Raw genomic sequence first — 15,657 nt, 5'->3', positions numbered from 1 at the left:
CTGCCTACCAGGGCACACCTGCGCAGGTCCGCTGGCAAGTCGGGGGGGCGAACCACCCGAAGGCGGACGTTTGCGGTCCTGACCGCCCCCCTTTGCAGCCGCAGAGGTTACGGTGCTGCCGTACGTGATCGACCGGGGGAGGGGAAGAGATGCCCGGAACCGTGCTGCTGCTGGCGGCCTCGCCGCTGGGCAAGGGGCGCCTGGTGGACGCCGCCTCCGTGCTCCCCGTCCTCGCCGCCGTGCCGCCCGCGGTGCTGTCCGGCACGGACACCGCGAACGTCGTCGAACTCGCCGACCCGCTGGAGCCGCAGGCCGTCCTGACCCGGCTGCGCGCCGCCGCCACGGCCCCCGGCCCGCTCACCGTGTACGTCACCGGACAGCTCCAGCTCGACCGCAAGCAGCGCCTGCCGCATCTCGCGCTGGCCCGCACCACCGCCCCGACCGTGCGCTACACGGCCTTCCCCTGGCACTGGTTCCGGGAGGAGCTTCGGCTCAGACCCGCCGGGGCCACCACACTCGTGCTCGACCTGCACGCGGACGCCGAGGCCTGGGAGCTGCTGCGGAGCACCCCCCTGGACTCGGGCCGCGGCACCGCCGTCCACGGGCGCATCGCACCACCGCCGTCCCGGCGCAACGTCGCGGCACCGGCGTACATGAAGGCCGTGGCCACGATCCTGCGCAGCGGGTTCCGCCCGCCGCCGGAGCAGCTGCACCAGCAGGCACTGGCCCGGATCGCGCAGGAGAGCGCCGGCCGGGACATCGTGATCAGCGCGCAGGGGCCGGTGAGCGGCGATCCGCACACCGCCATCACCGCCGCCGTCCAGTCCGGCCGCCACCAGGACGCGGACGCGCTCGCCGCCCGGCACGAGCAGGCCGCCGTTGCCGCGCACGGACCCGCCTCCGAAGAGGCCCTGCACTGGGCCGAGGTCCGGGCCGACCTGGCGATGTTCGCCGGGGACGCGGCCCGCAGCTGCCGCACCTGGCTCTCGGTGGCCACCGCCCGGCTGAACGCCGGGCAGGCGGTGGACGCGCCCGCCGTCGAGTCGGCCGTCGACCGGGCCCACCACCAGTGGGGACAGATAGCCGACTCCGTCCAGGCACGGGAACTGGGGTTCGGGCTCGCCGAGTTGCGCGGCCGGGTGCCCGGGCGGCGCGAGGGGGCTCTGGACCACGTCCAGCGGCAGCTGCGGCAGCTCCAGACCCAGGGCTGAGCGCCCGCGCGCCGGGTGCGCGGGGCGGGGAAAGGGCGTGCGATCGCTTGCGCGGTTCGCGTCAAAGGTCTGCCCCGTGGACTGACCCGGTGTCATGATGTCGGGTATGACAGAGGGGGACGAAGTGGCTGTCTTAGGCGTACGCGTCCGGCTGGGTGACGGCGCGACCGTGGACGATGTCAGAGCCCTGCGGGCGTGGCTGGAGCGGGACGAGCCGCTGGAGCAGTTGCTCTCCGCCGGGCAGCTGCGCATCGAGGAGCGGACCAGCACGGACGGGCCCAAGGGGCGGCTGGGGCCCGACGTCGAGCTCGTCCTCCAACTGCTCGGCGACCTCGCGACGGTCGTGGCGCTGACCGAGTTCACCAACCGCGCGGTGAAGACCTGGAAGAACAACCGCCGCAGGCTCCAGGGCGGCGAACCCGATTCGGAGATCCGTCCGCTGGGCTCCGACGGCGAGTAGCCCGGTGAGCCGCTTCGACCCGCGCGGCCGAGCCAACCGCGCGCTGCTCGTCGGCGTGTCCGAATACGACCACACGGCGCCGGATCCGCAGGGCGTGACCGGCCAGCTTCCCGCCGTGCGGCACAACCGGACGACGTTCGAGGAAGCCCTGCACCGGGGCGGGGTGTTCGGCGCGGGCGAGATCAGGGTGCTGGCCTCGCCGTCCCAGGACGACTTCACCGGTGCGCTGCGCCGCGCCGTGCGCGAGGCCGAGGGCCTGCTGCTGCTCTACTTCGCCGGGCACGCCGTCGTGAACACGTCCGGCGGCGAGCTGCATCTGCAGCTGCGCACCGCGCGGGTGGTCGCGGGCGAGTTGCCCGGCGCGGTGAGCTTCGCCCAGGTGCTGGGCGAGATCTGCGTCGCCGAGAGCCGCGCCGAGAAGGTGCTGGTGATCCTGGACTGCTGCTACGCGGGCCACGCCGCGGGGATCTGGCACCGCTTCGCCGATCCGGAGGGAAACAAGGAGAAGGTCCTCCTCCTGATGAGCGTCCAGCCCAACCGCTGCATCCTGGGCGGGGACGCCGACATCGCGACGCCGTTCACCCGTGAGCTGGCGCAGGTGCTCGACGAGGGCGGGGAGGTGTGGCTCTCCGAGCTGTATCCGACGCTCAAGCAGCGGATGGACGAGGCGGGTTACCGGGCGGAGGAGGACGACCCGCAGATACCGCAGGCACTGGCTCCTCCGTGGGACCCGGACGCGGACGTCCTGCTGGCGGCGCGGCCGGTGCCGTCGCGTGCGCCTGAGTCTCCGCCGGTGCCGGTGCCGGTGCCGGTGCCGGTGCCTGACCCTGAGCCTGCGCCTCCTGTGCCTCCTGCGCCTCCGCCCGTGCCTGTGGGGGTTCCGGATCCGCCGCCGGTCCGCCCGCGCCGGTTGCGGCAGCTCAGGCGGGCGGCGGCCGCCGCTGTCCGGGCCGTCGCCGAACGGCTCGGCCGGACCACCCTGCTCACCGCCCTGCTGGCCCTGCTCGCCACCGGCGCCGGCGGCTACGGGATCTTCGCCGTCCTCGGCGACTCCGCGATCTGCGCGCCCTCCCTGGAGCTGCGCGTGCTGACCGACCCCGACCTGGAACCGGCGATGCAGGCCGCCGCGGACGCCTACTTCGTCTCGGGCGCGAACACCACGGACGACGGCTGCCGGCGCGGCGGCGTGACCGTCTACAGCGCCGGTTCCGCCGCCGTGGTGAGCGCGCTGAGCGAGCGGACCGACGCCTGGCAGCAGCCACGCGAGGACGACAACCCGCAGCGGGACATCGGCCCCCAGCCGGACGTGTGGATACCCGCGACCGGCGCCGACGTCGGCCGGGTCGCCGCCGCGCAGGAGGACCGGGTCTTCGCCCGGCTGGAGCCGGACACCGAGCCGTTGGCCTACTCGCCGGTGGTGCTGGCCGTCCCGCGGGGCTTGGACCACACCCTCGACAAGTCCACCGGGCGTTCGCTGTCGGAGCTGGTCGACGTCCTGGAGCAAGGGCCCGGCGCCGCCGAAGTGCACCGCCCCGACCCCGCCTTGACCGGCTCGGCGCTGCTGGCGACCGCGGGCCTGTACGGCGACGGGGACGACGCGCGCGGCGCCGAGCTGCGCATCACCCGGCCCGAGCGGCCCGAGCCCTCGGCCGTCAAGCTGCTGTGCAGCCTGCCCGACGACGACGCCGTGGACGACCGCGGCGCGGCCCTGGTCCCGGAGTTCCTGCTCAGAAGCGGGATCGGCTGCCGCCCGGCCACCCGCGTGCCGCGCACCGCCGCCTACCCCGACGACGTACCCGGACTGGAACCGACGTTCGTGCGGGTGCGCTGGGACCACGGCGACCTGGACGCGACCGCGCGCGACGAGGAGGCGGACCGCTTCCGCGCCTGGCTGACCGGTGCGGAGGGCAGGGAGGTGCTCGGCGAGCAGGGCTTCAGGTCCGCGAGCGGTGACCGCCCGCTGCTCGACACCGGGTCGGCGGTCCCCTCCGGCCTGACCGGCAGAGTCCGCCCGGCGGACTCCGCCGACGCGGCGGATCTGGACAGGGCACTGGAGGAGTACGGCGACGCGCACGGACCAGGCCGGGTCCTCTTCCTGCTCGACAGCTCCGGCTCGATGGCCGGTCTGTGGGACGGCCCCAGCGGCGGCCCCGGCATCCTGAAGCAGACCCTGCCCGGGCTCGGCGGGGAGGACGAGTACGGGGTGTGGGCCGTGCACGGCCTCACCGGCCGTACGCACACCGAGCTGGTGCCCTTCGGCACCCACTCCCGCAAGAAAGCCGAACGGGACCTCGACACCGGCAAGGTGCGGGACGCGGAGGCAGATCCGTCCGCCGCCCTGCTGGACGCCCTGGCGTTCATGCGGGAACGCGGCGCCGACGACGAGAGGCCGCGACTGATCGTGTATCTCACCGACGGCGAGGACGACACCCGTCTGACCGGCGACCGGGTCGAACAGGTGCTTGAGCGGGCCGGGTCCGCGGGCGTGCCCGTGGCGATGGTGACCCTGAACAGCGGCGCCTGCGACAGCGGCCGCCCCGCCACGCGCATCGCCGACGCCGCCCGGGGCCGCTGCCTGGACGCCCGGGACGACCTGGTCCCCGCCCTGCACGACGAGGTCGCCCGCATCGGAACGGGAGAGGAATGATGGCCCGCCGCCTGCCCGCCGCAGTGCTGTCCCTGCTGTCCACGCTGTCGCTGCTCGCCCTCGCCTCCTGCACCGGCGGCGGCGAGCAACAGGAGCAGCCGCAGGGCGCCGACGCCTCCACCCGGATCGTGGTGGCCAGCGGCCAGGACGTCACCGGCAAGAACGGCATACGCCAGCAGCTCATCGACGCCTGGAACGCCACGGAGGGCTCCCACGGCTACCGGGCCCGCCTGGTCGAACTGCCCGGCTCCGCCGACCAGCAGCGCAGCCAGCTCCTCGGCTCCCTCCAGTCCGGCAGCGCCGACTACGACGTGGTCAACCTCGATGTGACCTGGATCCCGGAGTTCGCCGAGTCCGGCATGATCCGCCCGCTGACGGACGCGGCCGTCAAGGCCCCCGAGGATCTCATCCCCTCCGTCAACAGCACGTCGTACTGGGACGGCAAGCGGTACGCGGTCCCCTTCAACAGCGACGCCGGCCTGCTGTACTACCGCAAGGACCATCTGCGGGACGCCAGTGCCTCCCGGACCGAGCTCAGCGACGGGGTCACCTGGCGCGAGCTGCGGGACCTGATCGACGCCGTCGCCCCCAGGGACGAGAAAGCGGGCTGGACCACCCAGCTCGCCCCGTACGAGGGCCGTACCGTCAACGCGATCGAGGCGTTCGCCTCGGCCGTACCGGACTTCGAGCTGACCGACCGCGACGGCACATACGTCGCGACCGAGCAGCAGCTCACGGCGGGCGTGGCCGAACTGCGTGAGCGTACGGCGAAGGCCTACACGCTCAAGGAGGCCTCCGAGTCCCGCGAGGCCGAGTCGCTGAGCGCCTTCGCGGAGGGCCGCACCACCTTCCTGCGGCACTGGCCGTACGTCTATCCCACCCTCTACGAGACCTTCAAGGGCAAGCTCGGTGTGACCCGGCTGCCCGGCAGGACGGTGCTCGGCGGCCAGAACCTCGCCGTCACCTCCTCCATGACCGGGCAGCGGGCCGCGAAGGCCGAGGAACTCATCGCGTTCCTGACCGACCCCGACAGCGAACGCTGCCTGCTGCGCGCCGGGTTCGCCGCGACCCGCGCCTCCGCCTACCAGGAGTCCGCCCCCGACTGCCGCCACGCCCCCGCGTACGCCGAGACGCCCTGGGCGTCCCCCACCGGCGAGAGCACGGTCCGTACGCCCCCCGACCGCTTCGCCGACGGCACCAGCTACTCCCGCGACATCCTGTACCCGGCGCTCCGCGAGGCCGTCCGCCGTCCGGTCACGCCTCTGTACGGCGCGGTGAACCGGACCCTCATCACCGAACTCGACGCCCTGTACGACACGTCGCAGGATCCGGAGGCAAACCCGCCGGGCGACGCGGAGATAGCGAAAAACCTTGACGAGGCGTTGAGGGAATTTTTGCCCGGTTGAATCTCCTCCCGACGATGTTCACAACTCCTCCATTGCGTACGTGTGTCCCCGTGGGTAGCCTCAATTTCGCACTGACCATGCAATTGAAGTAAACGGGGAACGGGGATGTACTTCGTGAGCGTACGAAGCAAGGGAATTTCTTCCGTAATCGCCTTCGCCATGACCGGCGCGCTGTGTGCCGCCGGGGCGCAGACGGCACAGGCGGCTCCGGCGCAGCCGGAGCTGCGTGCCGGGGCGGACGAGATCTGCGCGGTCCTGGGGATCGGCAGCGGCGCGGCGGGCCTCACCAAGGCCCTGGCCAAGGGCGCCTCGTGGGTCGGCATCGGCGCCAGCATCGGGTGCTACGCCTACACGAAGGCGAAGGAGGCCACGCCGGCGCAGAAGCGAGCCGCCATGATCGCGTCCTACAAGAAGTACCAGGCCATGAGCGACATCAAGAAGCTCGACGCGCTCGGCTACTACTGCCGCAAGAAGGACACCGGCGGTGGCGGCGGAACGGACGTCGCTCCCACCAACCCGACCGTGAAGGTGGGGTACCGCGACATCAGGATGAAGGGCGTGACGTACAAGTGCACGGCGACCGGGGACTGACCGGCCGCCGCGGCCCGGGCCATGGAGAACGCCTGCTGTTCTCCATGGCGCTGGTCGTGGTGAGTCTGCTGTGGGTCACGCGGGACATGGCGGTCTGGGCGACGGTGATGTGCGGCGTGGGTGCGGCGGCAGGGGCCCTCGGAGTTTTCTACTTCGGTTGGCGCTATATTCGCGATTCCCGCACGCGCGGGAATTCCCACTAGCCGAATTATTCGCCGTACTGGTTCTTCGTCTTACGGCTTCACATCGCATTCGAACCAGACGGTTTTTCCGGAGCGGTCGGGCAGTGGATGCCACCCCCACCGGTCCGTGACGGCTTCGACGATCAGCACGCCTCGCCCGCCTTCGGCGAGTTCGTCCACAGCTGTGGACAGCGGCGGTCGCGGGCAGTCGTCCGTGACCTCCACGCGCACCCCACGCCCGTCCGGCCGCCGCATCATCAGCACCGCGGCGCGCCGGTCGGGCGTGTGGCGTACGACGTTGGCGACGAGTTCGGTGAGGGCCAGGCAGGCCGGGTCGCAGAGTTCGGCCATCTCCCAGGCCGTGAGATACACCCGGAGGATCCGGCGCAGATGCCGGGCGGAGTGCTCGCCCAGTGTGAAGTCGGTGCCGTACCGGGAGCCCGGGGAGCCAAGTCCTGGCCAGGGCTGGTGGGTTGCGTGATTCATGCCACCAGGGTGGAGTCGAGTGATTACGCTCGGCTACAGACCGAAATGAACGCCGTGCCGCGTTCGGACCTGGGGGTGACCACTCCATGCCCAACATCCGCCGCCTCGACCCCACCGCCTCACCGCTGGACTACTTCGGCTCCGAGCTCCGCCGCTACCGCGAGAGCGCGGGGCTGTCCCAGAAGGACCTGGGGGACTGCATCTTCTGCACGGGCTCGCTGGTCGGCCAGATCGAAACGGCCCACAAGGTCCCGACCAGGGAGTTCGCGGAGCGGGCGGATGCGGCGCTGATGACCGACGGGAGCTTTTCGAGGCTCGTGGGGTTGGTTCTGCGAAGCCAACTCCCCGTGTGGTTTCAGGCGTATGCCGAGATGGAGGCGAAGGCGACCTACATCTCCACGTACCAGAGTCAGTTGGTGTACGGGCTATTGCAGACGCCGGAGTACGCGAGGGCGTTGCTGGCCACCGGCATGCCGGACAACCTCGACGACCTGGTGGCGGCTCGCATGGAGCGCCAGCGCATCCTGAAGGGCAAGCAGCCGCCGCTGACGCTCGTGGTGCTGGACGAGGCGGCACTGCACCGCCCCATCGGAAGCCACGAGATCATGCGAAACCAACTCGCGCACCTGTTGAGTTTCCGGGACCAGCGCTGGGTGAACATCCAGGTGCTGCCCTTCACGGCCGGCGAGCACGCCAGCCTCGTCGGATCCTTCAACGCCCTCCGCTTCGACGACGACCCCGAGATCGTCTACACCGAGGACATGATCTCCGGCCATATGACGGCCAACCCCGACACTGTCAGGGAAGCCGCCCGCCGTTACGCTTCCTTGCAGGCCGCTGCCCTCTCCGTGAGGGACTCGGCGGCACTGATCGCGCGCGTGATGGAGGAGCGCTATGGGGAGCAGCCAGAACCTGAGCAACGCGCGGTGGCGTAAGTCGTCGTACAGCGGTAACACCGGGGGCGACTGTGTCGAGGTCGCCGACCTCGGGCCGCTCGGCGTCGGTGTGCGTGACTCCAAGAAGCCCGAGGTCGGGATCCTCACTGTTGCTCCGGAGGTCTACGCCGCCTTCGTGACGTACGTCAGGGCGTGAGCGGAACCGTCAGCGGGCGTCGGCGACGGTCCGCTGGTCCGGCCTGGGTTCGTCCGCTCTCGCCGGCCCCGCGTTCGCCGCGAGCAGCAGTGTCGCGATGGCGACGACGGCCGCGGTGAGACCTCTGGCGTAGCGCTCGGCGGTGCGTGTGCGTTCGAGCACGGCGACCTCGCAACGGGGGCGGTGGCTACGGCGGTGACGTATTAAGCGTGTACGACAATTCGGCTTAACACTCCGTTTAACCTAGGGGCTGTTCGCGGCGAACGGCAAGAGGGCTAGGGGGAGTTGGCGTGGGGGAGCGTGACGATCCGGGGACGATCGGTCGCCGGGTGCAGCGGTTGCGTGTCGAACGCGGACTGACGCAGCGGCAATTGGCGGAACCTGTGTACACACCGGCTTATATCTCCACGCTGGAGTCGGGGCGGGTGCGGCCCTCCGACGACGCTCTGCGGCATCTCGCCGAGCGGCTCGGCGTCGCGTTCGACGAGCTGGCCACCGGGCGTTCGGCGCGGCTCGTGACCGAGCTGCGGCTGCGGCTGACCGAGGCACAGCGGACCTTCGCCGTCGGCGAGGCCGAGCCGGCGGCGGAGCAGTACGCCGAGCTGCTCGTCGAGGCCGAGGCGCAGGGACTGCCGGGGGAGCAGGCCGCCGCGCTGCTCGGGCTCGGTGAGTGTGCGGTGGAGACGGGCGAGCTGGTGGCCGGGCGGCAGTACTTCGAGCGGGCCGAGGCCTGTCTGGCCGGGGCCCCGCTGCCCGCCCGGGTCCCGGCCCTGCGCGGCCGGGCCGTCGCGCACTATCTCGCCGGTGAGCTCCGGTACGCCGTCTACCTGCTGGAGTCCGCCCTCGATGAACTGAACCGCGGCGGCCTGCACGACCCGGACGCCCTGCTGCTCCTCTACGCCAGCGTCATCGGGCCGTACATGGACATGGGCGCGCACGCGCGGGCCGCCCAGGCCGCCGAGTTCGCCCTGGCACTCGCCCCGCAGTCCGGCGACCCGGCCCTGGTCGCCCGGATGCACCGGTCCGTCGCCCGCACCCTGGTCGCCGAGGGACGTCTCGCCGAGGCCGACGCCTCGCTGGCCAAGGCCGCCGAGCTGTACCGCGGTCTGCAGATCCGCACCGAACTCGCCAACTGCCACTGGATGCGCGGCTATGTGTACGCCCAGGACGGGCAACTGGAGCGTGCGGAGGCGGAGTTGAGGGAGGCCCTCGGCATGCTGTCGGCCAAGCGCGCCGCCCTCTACAGCAGCCAGGTCGCCGTCGAGCTGGCCGATGTGCTCCATCGGCGCGGCAAGTCCGACGAGGCCGCCGCCCTGCTGCACGGGGTGCTCGACGACCTCTCCTCCGAGCGCGGCGCCGTCCACTCCGCCGCCGCGCACCGCCTCCTCGGCATCATCGCCGAGGACGCCCGCCGCACCGAGGACGCCGAGGAACACTACGTCCGCGCCCTGAGCCTCCTGGAGCGGGCGGGCGCGGCCGGTGACCTGGCCGACCTGTGCCGGCTCCTGGGCGACCTGCTCCGGCGGACCGGGCGCGTGGAGGCCGCCCTCGACGCCTACCGGACCGGCCTCGGCCACCGCACGGCCCCCGGCACGACCACCCTCGGCCCCGCGCCAGCACAGCCTCCTCTGTGAGGAAACAGGGGCCTCGCACAGCCGTGCGGGTTAGCCTCCCTCCGGGATGTGAACGAGCGGGGCGGCGGGGCACGTGGCGAATCAGCGGACTGTGGTCTACGGGCTACGGGTGGGCCTGCGCGCGCTCGTGTACGGCGTCCTCGGCGGCGCCGCGCTGATCGCCATCGTGACGGTGGGGTCGGTGCTCGGGCCGCTGCTCGCGCTCGATCTCTACACGCCGCCCGTCGCGGCCTGGTGGACGGTGTTCACCGCGATCGCCGTTCAGGGCGTGCCCTTCCTGCTGCTCGGCACGGTCGTGTCGGCGGCGATCGGCGCGTTCGTGCCCGAGCGGGTCTTCACCCGGCTCCTGCCCCGCCGTACGGCGCTGGCCGTGCCGGTCGCGGGGGCGGCGGGGGTCGTCCTGCCCGGCTGCGAGTGCGCCTCCGTGCCGGTGGCGAGCAGTCTGATGCGGCGGGGTGTCGCCCCGGCCGCCGCGCTGGCCTTCCTGCTGTCGGCGCCCGCGATCAACCCCGTCGTGCTCGTGGCGACCTCGGTCGCCTTCCCCGGGCAGCCGGAGATGGTCCTCGGCCGGCTGGTCGCCTCGCTCGCCACGGCCGTGGTGATGGGCTGGCTGTGGGCGCGGTTCGGGCGGGAGGAGTGGCTGCGGCTGCCCAAGCGGAGCGGCGGTGGTTCCGCGCCGGGGGGTGGACCGCGTGCCTTCGTCTCCGGGCTGCAGCACGACTTTCTGCACGCGGGCGGCTTCCTGGTGGTCGGGGCGGCGGCCGCGGCGACCTTCAACATCGTCGTGCCGAGGTCGCTGCTGGAGGTGTTCACGGGGTCGGTCTGGCTGTCGGTGCTGCTGCTCGCCGTCCTGGCGGTCGTGCTGTGCGTGTGCAGTGAGGCCGACGCGTTCGTGGCGGCGTCGCTCAGCGGCTTCTCGCCCACCGCGCGGCTGGCCTTCATGGTGGTCGGGCCGATGGTGGACCTGAAGCTGATCGCCCTCCAGACGGGTACTTTCGGCCGGGCCTTCGCCCTGCGGTTCTCGTCCGCGACCTGGCTGGTGGCCGTGGCGAGCAGCGTCCTGGTGGGGTGGTGGCTGCTGTGAGGCGTTACGGACCGGCCGTCCTGCTCGCCCTCGTCGGCGCGGCGATCCTGCGGGTGTCCCTCTTCAGCGAGCTGTACCTGCGGTACGTCCAGGCGGGGTTGCGGCCGTATCTGGTGGTGTCGGGGGTGGCGCTGGTGCTGCTGGGTGTGGTGGTGGGGGTAGGGGTGGTGCGGACCGCGGCGGTCCATGACGGGCATGAGGAGGAGAGTGACGGGCTCGAGGAGGGGCATGACGGGCATTCCCATGGCCCCGCAGGGCCCCGCGTCGCCTGGCTCCTCGCTCTTCCCGCCCTGGCCCTGCTGCTGTTCCCGCCGCCCGCCCTCGGCTCCTACAGCGCGGAGCGCGAGGCGGCCCAGCGGGCGGCCCAGGGCGTCGGAAGCTTCCCGGCGCTGCCGTCCGGGAACCCCCTCGACCTCACCCTCGGAGAGTTCGGCTCCCGGGCGGTCTACGACAGCAGCCGCTCGCTGAAGGGACGCACGCTCCGGCTCACCGGATTCGTCACCCGTGACGACGACGGCACCTGGTACGTCACCCGCCTCCTCGTCTCCTGCTGCGCCGCCGACGCCACGACCGGCAAGGCCGAGGTGCGCGGCGCCGACGCCCCGCCCGTCGACACCTGGGTCACGGTCACCGGCACCTGGCACCCCCGGGGCGAACTGGGCTCGGACGCCGCCTGGCCGCCGGTCCTCGACGTCACCTCCGTACGGCGGGTGCCACAGCCGGACAACCCGTACGAGAAGCGCTGAGCGGGGCGTTTCGCCCCATCTGTGACGGGTAGTCGGGGCACGATTCCGGGAGGTCTTCGGAGCGTGCGGGTGTCGGCCGCCAGGCGTCCGGGGTGATCGAAGGAGGCGGTTGTCGTGCGGCCCAGGGACGACCCCGGTGGTGACCGCGGCGGTGACCCCGGTGGTGATCTGGACCTGGACGGGATACGGGCCGCCGATGTGATCGCCGAGGGCGTGCGCGGTGCCGAGCCCGGTGAGGTCCCGGCGCGGCTGTGCGAGGTCGCGGTCGAGCTGCTGCCGGTGGTCGGTGCGAGCGTGTCGCTGCGCAGCGGCGGCATGCCCGTACAGCTCAGCGCCAGCAACGCGCGGGCCGCGCACCTGGCGCAGCTCCAGGCGACGCTGGGCGACGGCCCCTGCCAGAGCGCCGTGGAGGGCGGCGCGCCCGTGCTCGCCTGCGACCTGGCGACGGGCCGCGACGCCGGACGCTGGCCGGTCTTCGCCCAGGAGGCGACGGCGGCCGGGGTGCGCGCGGTGTACGCGGTGCCGCTGGGCAGCGACGCGGTGTACGTCGGCACCCTCGACCTGTACCGCGAGAGCCCGGGCGGGCTCACCGCACGCCAGCTGCACGTGGCCCGGCTCGTGGCCGGTGTCATGACGGTGGCCCTGATGGCGCTGGCCCGCGCGGACGAGCCCGAGGCGCGGGACGGGGAGGCATGGCTGAGCGGGCTGGCCTCGGACCACGACGAGGTCTACCAGGCCGTCGGCATGATCATGGCCCAGCTCGGCGTCGGCGCGGACGACGCGCTCGCGCGGCTGCGGGCGGACGCCTTCGCACGCGGGCGCACGGCCCTCGACGTGGCACGCGACGTGCTCGCCCACCGCACACGCTTCGAACGCGACTGACGGGACCGAACTGACGGGTCTGACCGAACTGAAGGGTCTGACGGGTCTGACGGGTCTGACGGGTCTGACGGGACCAGGTCGTGGTCAGACCGTGGTCAGATCTGCGCCCGGCCCTGCTTCCTGAGATCGGTCAGCCGCTGCACCCCGAGCTGCACGGTCTGCTGCGTGACCTCCGCGTGCACCTCGTCGAGACCGGCGTTGGTGACGGTGATGGCCTCCTCGCCGACGCGCGCGGCGGCGAGGTCCATGGTGAGGTACGTCAGCTCCCCCTCCTCCGTCTCGCCGGCCAGCGTCACCCGCAGGGCCTGGCGGGCGTTCCCCACCGGAGGCAGCGGCATCCTGGTGACCTCCACGGTCTGGACGCCGCCGCGCGTGGTCGCGGCCATGAACTGGCCGCACTTGCCCGGCAGCGACTTCATCCAGGCAAGGGCGCGGTCGACGTCCGCCGGGGGGTGGGCGGCGACCTGGTAGCGCAACTGGGCGTCGGTGTCGGCGTCGTCGAGCGCGGACACCGCGTGCGGGCCCTTCGGGGGGCCGAAGAGGTCCTCTGCGTAGAGGGCGTCGAGCAGCCGTTGGCAGTCCGGCTTCTCCGTGGTCGCCTTGAGCAGCCCGTCCCGCCAGGTCCTGGCACCTCGCGTCGGACCCCACGGCTCGCCCAGGTCGGCCTCGGTGATCAGCGCGGCCTGGGCCTGGGCCTCGGTGAGGGCGGCCCCGGATCCGGCGGGCTGCTCGACGGCGGGCGAGGCGGCCGAGGCGGGGGCGGAGGCGGAGAACCACCGGGGCCGAGGCTCCTCGACGGAACAGCCGGCCGTGGCCAGCAGTCCGGTCACGGACAGCGCGGAGGCGAGGAGGACACGGGCGGTGGCCGGAGGGTGGGTCATCGGGAGCGCCTCCTGCACGGGGCTCGTCATGGAGGCGCCTTCTGGCGGGCGGGCTCTCCGGGGTCGGGCCGTGATCGGGTCTGTGATCAGGTCCGTGCTCATACGGCACCACCGCGACGGTCTGCACACCAGTGCGACGGGCTGTTCGGGTGAGGGCGGGCCGGGTGAGGACAGGGTGTGCGGACGCCGGGGCGGAAAACGCGTCGCCCGGGCGCCGACGCCCTGTTACGGTCACGCCCATGCAGCGTGCCCAGCCGTTCCCGTCTCTCACGACGACGCCGGAGAGTGTCCCGGCGCGCTGACAGCTGACCCAGATGTCCGAAGCCCCGGGGCGAGTGCCCCGGGGCTTCGTCGCGCGGTGCTCGCCTCGGATCCCGAAGACCCCGAAGACTCCGAAGATCCCGAAGATCCCGAGGGAGACCGCCATGCACGACCACCGCCGCCTCGGCCGCGAACTGAACCTCTTCGACACCGACCCGCTGATGGGCGCGGGGCTGCCGTACTGGCTGCCCGACGGGGCGATCGTGCGCCACACCCTGGAGGAGTACATCCGCGAGGCGGAGCGGCTGGCCGGCTACCGGCACGTGTACTCGCCCGCCCTCGGCAAACGCGAGCTGTACGAGATCTCCGGCCACTGGGACCACTACGGCGACGACATGTTCCCGCCGATGGACCTGGGCGCGGAACAGGTCCTGCTGCGCCCCAGCCTCTGCCCCCACCACGCCCTCATCTACCGCTCCCGCTCCCACAGTTACCGCGAACTACCGCTCCGCATGGCCGAGTTGGGCGGCATGTACCGCTCGGAGCTGTCCGGTGTCCTCGGCGGGCTGACCCGAGTACGGGCCATCACCCTCAACGACGCGCACATCTTCTGCACCCTGGAACAGGCCGTCGAGGAGGCGCGAGCCGCGCTGGAGCTGATCGGCCGCGCCTACGCCGACCTGGGCATCCGCGCGTCCCGCCACCGTCTCTCGCTGCCCGGTGAGGGCGGCAAGTACGTGGCCGACCCGGAGCTGTGGCGGCGGGCCACCGCCCTGCTCCGGGAGGTCCTGGACGGCTCCGGCATCCCGTACGAGGCCGCCGAGGGCGAGGCGGCGTTCTACGGCCCCAAGATCGACGTACAGATCACCGACCCGGCAGGCCGCGAGACCACCCTGTCCACCGTCCAGATCGACTTCCACCAGCCCGAACGCTTCGACCTGCACTACATCGGCGCGGACGGGGCCAAGCACCGCCCGGTCATGGTGCACCGCAGCGTCATCGGCAGCGTGGAACGCGCGGTGGCGCATCTCCTGGAGACCCACGGCGGCGCGTTCCCGGCGTGGCTGGCACCGGTGCAGCTGGTCGTCCTGCCGGTCGCGGAGGCCCAGGCGGACGCCGCCCACGCCCTCGCCCGCCGGGCCCGCGAACTCGGCCTGCGCGCAGAGGTGGCGGGCCCCGAACACGGCACCCTCGGCGCCCGCATCCGCGCCGCCCGGCTGGTCCCGTACCAAGCGGTGATCGGCCCACGCGAGGCCGCCTCCGACCTCGTCTCCCCACGCCTGCGCGACGGCCACCAGCCCCCCGCCCTCCCCACCACCGACCTGCTCCGACGGATCGCCGAGCGGGTGGCGTCCCGGGGTACCGATCTGTGGGACGAGTCGGACGGATCGTAGGACGGGCTCAGAACGACCAACGCGTATGGGAGTAGACCCCGTTGTCCCGTCCGAAGCCGTAGGCCGTGTCCGGGGACACCGCGTACACGATGTCCTCGCCGCTGCGGAAGGCGGCGTCGATGCCGTGGAAGGTGCCCTCGGGGGAGGTGATGTGCGGGCCGTACTGCTCCTCGTACGCCGCGATGACCTCTTCCAGCAGCGCCGGGTCGGTGACCGGGCGGGCTCTGCCCTCGACCACGAGGTCGAAGCCCTCGGTGAGGGAGTTGGCCCCGGTGGTCAGCGCGCAGTGGGCGTCCTGGGCGAGGTTCTTCGCCTTCTGTTCCTGGCGGCCGGTGGAGAAGTACAGCACCCCGTCGTGCCAGGCGGCGATGACGGGTGTGACGTGCAGCCTGCCGTCGGGACGGACCGTGGACACCCAGAAGATCTCGGCCGCCCCGAGCCGCCGCTGCGCCTCGTCCCACCCGGTGGCGGTGACGCCCGAGGCGCCCGGGCGGGGGTTGAGGGCGGAGCTGTAGCGGGGGTCGAGCTCGGTGGTGGGCTGCTGCGCGGGACCTGGTGCCGGCATGGCGTCTCTCTCCTGTCGTCCTCAGCTGTCTGTGCCGTCTCTGCTGTTTCCGCTGTCGTACTCCGGTGGTCTTCCTACGTCCTTCCCGTGTGTGCCCCGGCGTCGGTTCGGCCGTTCGAGGGGCGCGTAAGGTCG

Annotated in this window: 16 protein-coding genes; 12 read left to right on the top strand and 4 right to left on the bottom strand. The window is 72.4% G+C overall.

The window, feature by feature from the left end; translation table 11 throughout:
• The first annotated feature begins 149 nt into the window (after window positions 1–149).
• From ACFT4A_RS23580 to ACFT4A_RS23560, 5 genes are all read left to right on the top strand, one after another.
• Window positions 150–1,211: a hypothetical protein gene (locus ACFT4A_RS23580; RefSeq protein ID WP_382833092.1), complete on the top strand. Its 1,062-nt coding sequence runs from the start codon at window positions 150–152 to the stop codon at window positions 1,209–1,211.
• A gap of 124 nt (window positions 1,212–1,335) precedes the next feature.
• Window positions 1,336–1,671 (top strand): hypothetical protein, encoded by a 336-nt coding sequence (locus ACFT4A_RS23575; RefSeq protein ID WP_382833090.1) that lies wholly within the window; start codon window positions 1,336–1,338, stop codon window positions 1,669–1,671.
• A gap of 4 nt (window positions 1,672–1,675) precedes the next feature.
• Window positions 1,676–4,318 carry a substrate-binding domain-containing protein gene (locus tag ACFT4A_RS23570; RefSeq protein ID WP_382833088.1) on the top strand — a complete coding sequence of 881 codons (2,643 nt, stop codon included), beginning with the start codon at window positions 1,676–1,678 and terminating at the stop codon, window positions 4,316–4,318.
• A complete protein-coding gene (locus ACFT4A_RS23565; protein WP_382833163.1) occupies window positions 4,318–5,724 on the top strand; it encodes an extracellular solute-binding protein in 1,407 nt (468 codons plus the stop codon). Before ACFT4A_RS23570 ends, ACFT4A_RS23565 begins: the two co-directional genes overlap by 1 nt.
• 105 nt (window positions 5,725–5,829) lie before the next feature.
• The gene (locus tag ACFT4A_RS23560; protein ID WP_382833086.1) at window positions 5,830–6,315 is read left to right on the top strand and encodes a hypothetical protein; all 486 of its coding nucleotides are present in this window, start codon (window positions 5,830–5,832) and stop codon (window positions 6,313–6,315) included.
• A 233-nt stretch (window positions 6,316–6,548) separates the two neighbouring features.
• On the opposite strand, the gene ACFT4A_RS23555 is transcribed toward ACFT4A_RS23560, so the two are convergent.
• Window positions 6,549–6,983: an ATP-binding protein gene (locus tag ACFT4A_RS23555; protein WP_382833084.1), complete on the bottom strand. Its 435-nt coding sequence runs from the start codon at window positions 6,981–6,983 to the stop codon at window positions 6,549–6,551.
• Between the two features lie 86 nt (window positions 6,984–7,069).
• Between ACFT4A_RS23555 and ACFT4A_RS23550 the strand changes: the two genes are divergently transcribed.
• Window positions 7,070–7,918: a Scr1 family TA system antitoxin-like transcriptional regulator gene (locus tag ACFT4A_RS23550; protein WP_382833083.1), complete on the top strand. Its 849-nt coding sequence runs from the start codon at window positions 7,070–7,072 to the stop codon at window positions 7,916–7,918.
• Window positions 7,878–8,075, top strand: coding sequence for a DUF397 domain-containing protein (locus ACFT4A_RS23545; RefSeq protein WP_382833081.1), 198 nt, complete (start codon window positions 7,878–7,880; stop codon window positions 8,073–8,075). The genes ACFT4A_RS23550 and ACFT4A_RS23545 overlap by 41 nt, the downstream gene beginning before the upstream one ends.
• 9 nt (window positions 8,076–8,084) lie before the next feature.
• On the opposite strand, the gene ACFT4A_RS23540 is transcribed toward ACFT4A_RS23545, so the two are convergent.
• Window positions 8,085–8,237, bottom strand: a complete 153-nt coding sequence (locus ACFT4A_RS23540; RefSeq protein WP_382833080.1) for a hypothetical protein — start codon at window positions 8,235–8,237, stop codon at window positions 8,085–8,087.
• Window positions 8,238–8,365: 128 nt separating this feature from the next.
• Between ACFT4A_RS23540 and ACFT4A_RS23535 the strand changes: the two genes are divergently transcribed.
• From ACFT4A_RS23535 to ACFT4A_RS23520, 4 genes are all read left to right on the top strand, one after another.
• Window positions 8,366–9,709, top strand: coding sequence for a tetratricopeptide repeat protein (locus ACFT4A_RS23535; protein WP_382833078.1), 1,344 nt, complete (start codon window positions 8,366–8,368; stop codon window positions 9,707–9,709).
• A gap of 73 nt (window positions 9,710–9,782) precedes the next feature.
• Complete coding sequence (locus ACFT4A_RS23530; protein ID WP_382833076.1) at window positions 9,783–10,793, top strand: permease; 1,011 nt, start codon at window positions 9,783–9,785, stop codon at window positions 10,791–10,793.
• On the top strand, window positions 10,790–11,539 hold the full coding sequence (locus tag ACFT4A_RS23525; RefSeq protein WP_382833161.1) for a TIGR03943 family putative permease subunit: 750 nt from the start codon (window positions 10,790–10,792) through the stop codon (window positions 11,537–11,539). The genes ACFT4A_RS23530 and ACFT4A_RS23525 overlap by 4 nt, the downstream gene beginning before the upstream one ends.
• 114 nt (window positions 11,540–11,653) lie before the next feature.
• Complete coding sequence (locus ACFT4A_RS23520; RefSeq protein ID WP_382833074.1) at window positions 11,654–12,421, top strand: GAF and ANTAR domain-containing protein; 768 nt, start codon at window positions 11,654–11,656, stop codon at window positions 12,419–12,421.
• Window positions 12,422–12,516: 95 nt separating this feature from the next.
• Here ACFT4A_RS23520 and ACFT4A_RS23515 read toward each other — a convergent pair whose 3' ends face one another.
• Entirely contained in the window at window positions 12,517–13,332 is an 816-nt protein-coding gene (locus ACFT4A_RS23515; protein ID WP_382833072.1) for a hypothetical protein, read from the bottom strand.
• Window positions 13,333–13,727: 395 nt separating this feature from the next.
• Here ACFT4A_RS23515 and thrS point away from each other — a divergent pair, with 395 nt between their 5' ends.
• Window positions 13,728–14,957: a threonine--tRNA ligase gene (gene thrS / locus ACFT4A_RS23510; protein ID WP_382833070.1), complete on the top strand. Its 1,230-nt coding sequence runs from the start codon at window positions 13,728–13,730 to the stop codon at window positions 14,955–14,957.
• A 7-nt stretch (window positions 14,958–14,964) separates the two neighbouring features.
• On the opposite strand, the gene ACFT4A_RS23505 is transcribed toward thrS, so the two are convergent.
• Window positions 14,965–15,522: a pyridoxamine 5'-phosphate oxidase family protein gene (locus ACFT4A_RS23505; protein ID WP_382833069.1), complete on the bottom strand. Its 558-nt coding sequence runs from the start codon at window positions 15,520–15,522 to the stop codon at window positions 14,965–14,967.
• Window positions 15,523–15,657: the final 135 nt, after the last annotated feature.

This window comes from Streptomyces sp. NPDC057099, from assembly GCF_042671245.1.
In the GTDB taxonomy this organism is placed as follows: Bacteria; Actinomycetota; Actinomycetes; order Streptomycetales; family Streptomycetaceae; genus Streptomyces; species Streptomyces purpurascens.
This window is presented reverse-complemented; position numbering and strand designations above follow the sequence as displayed.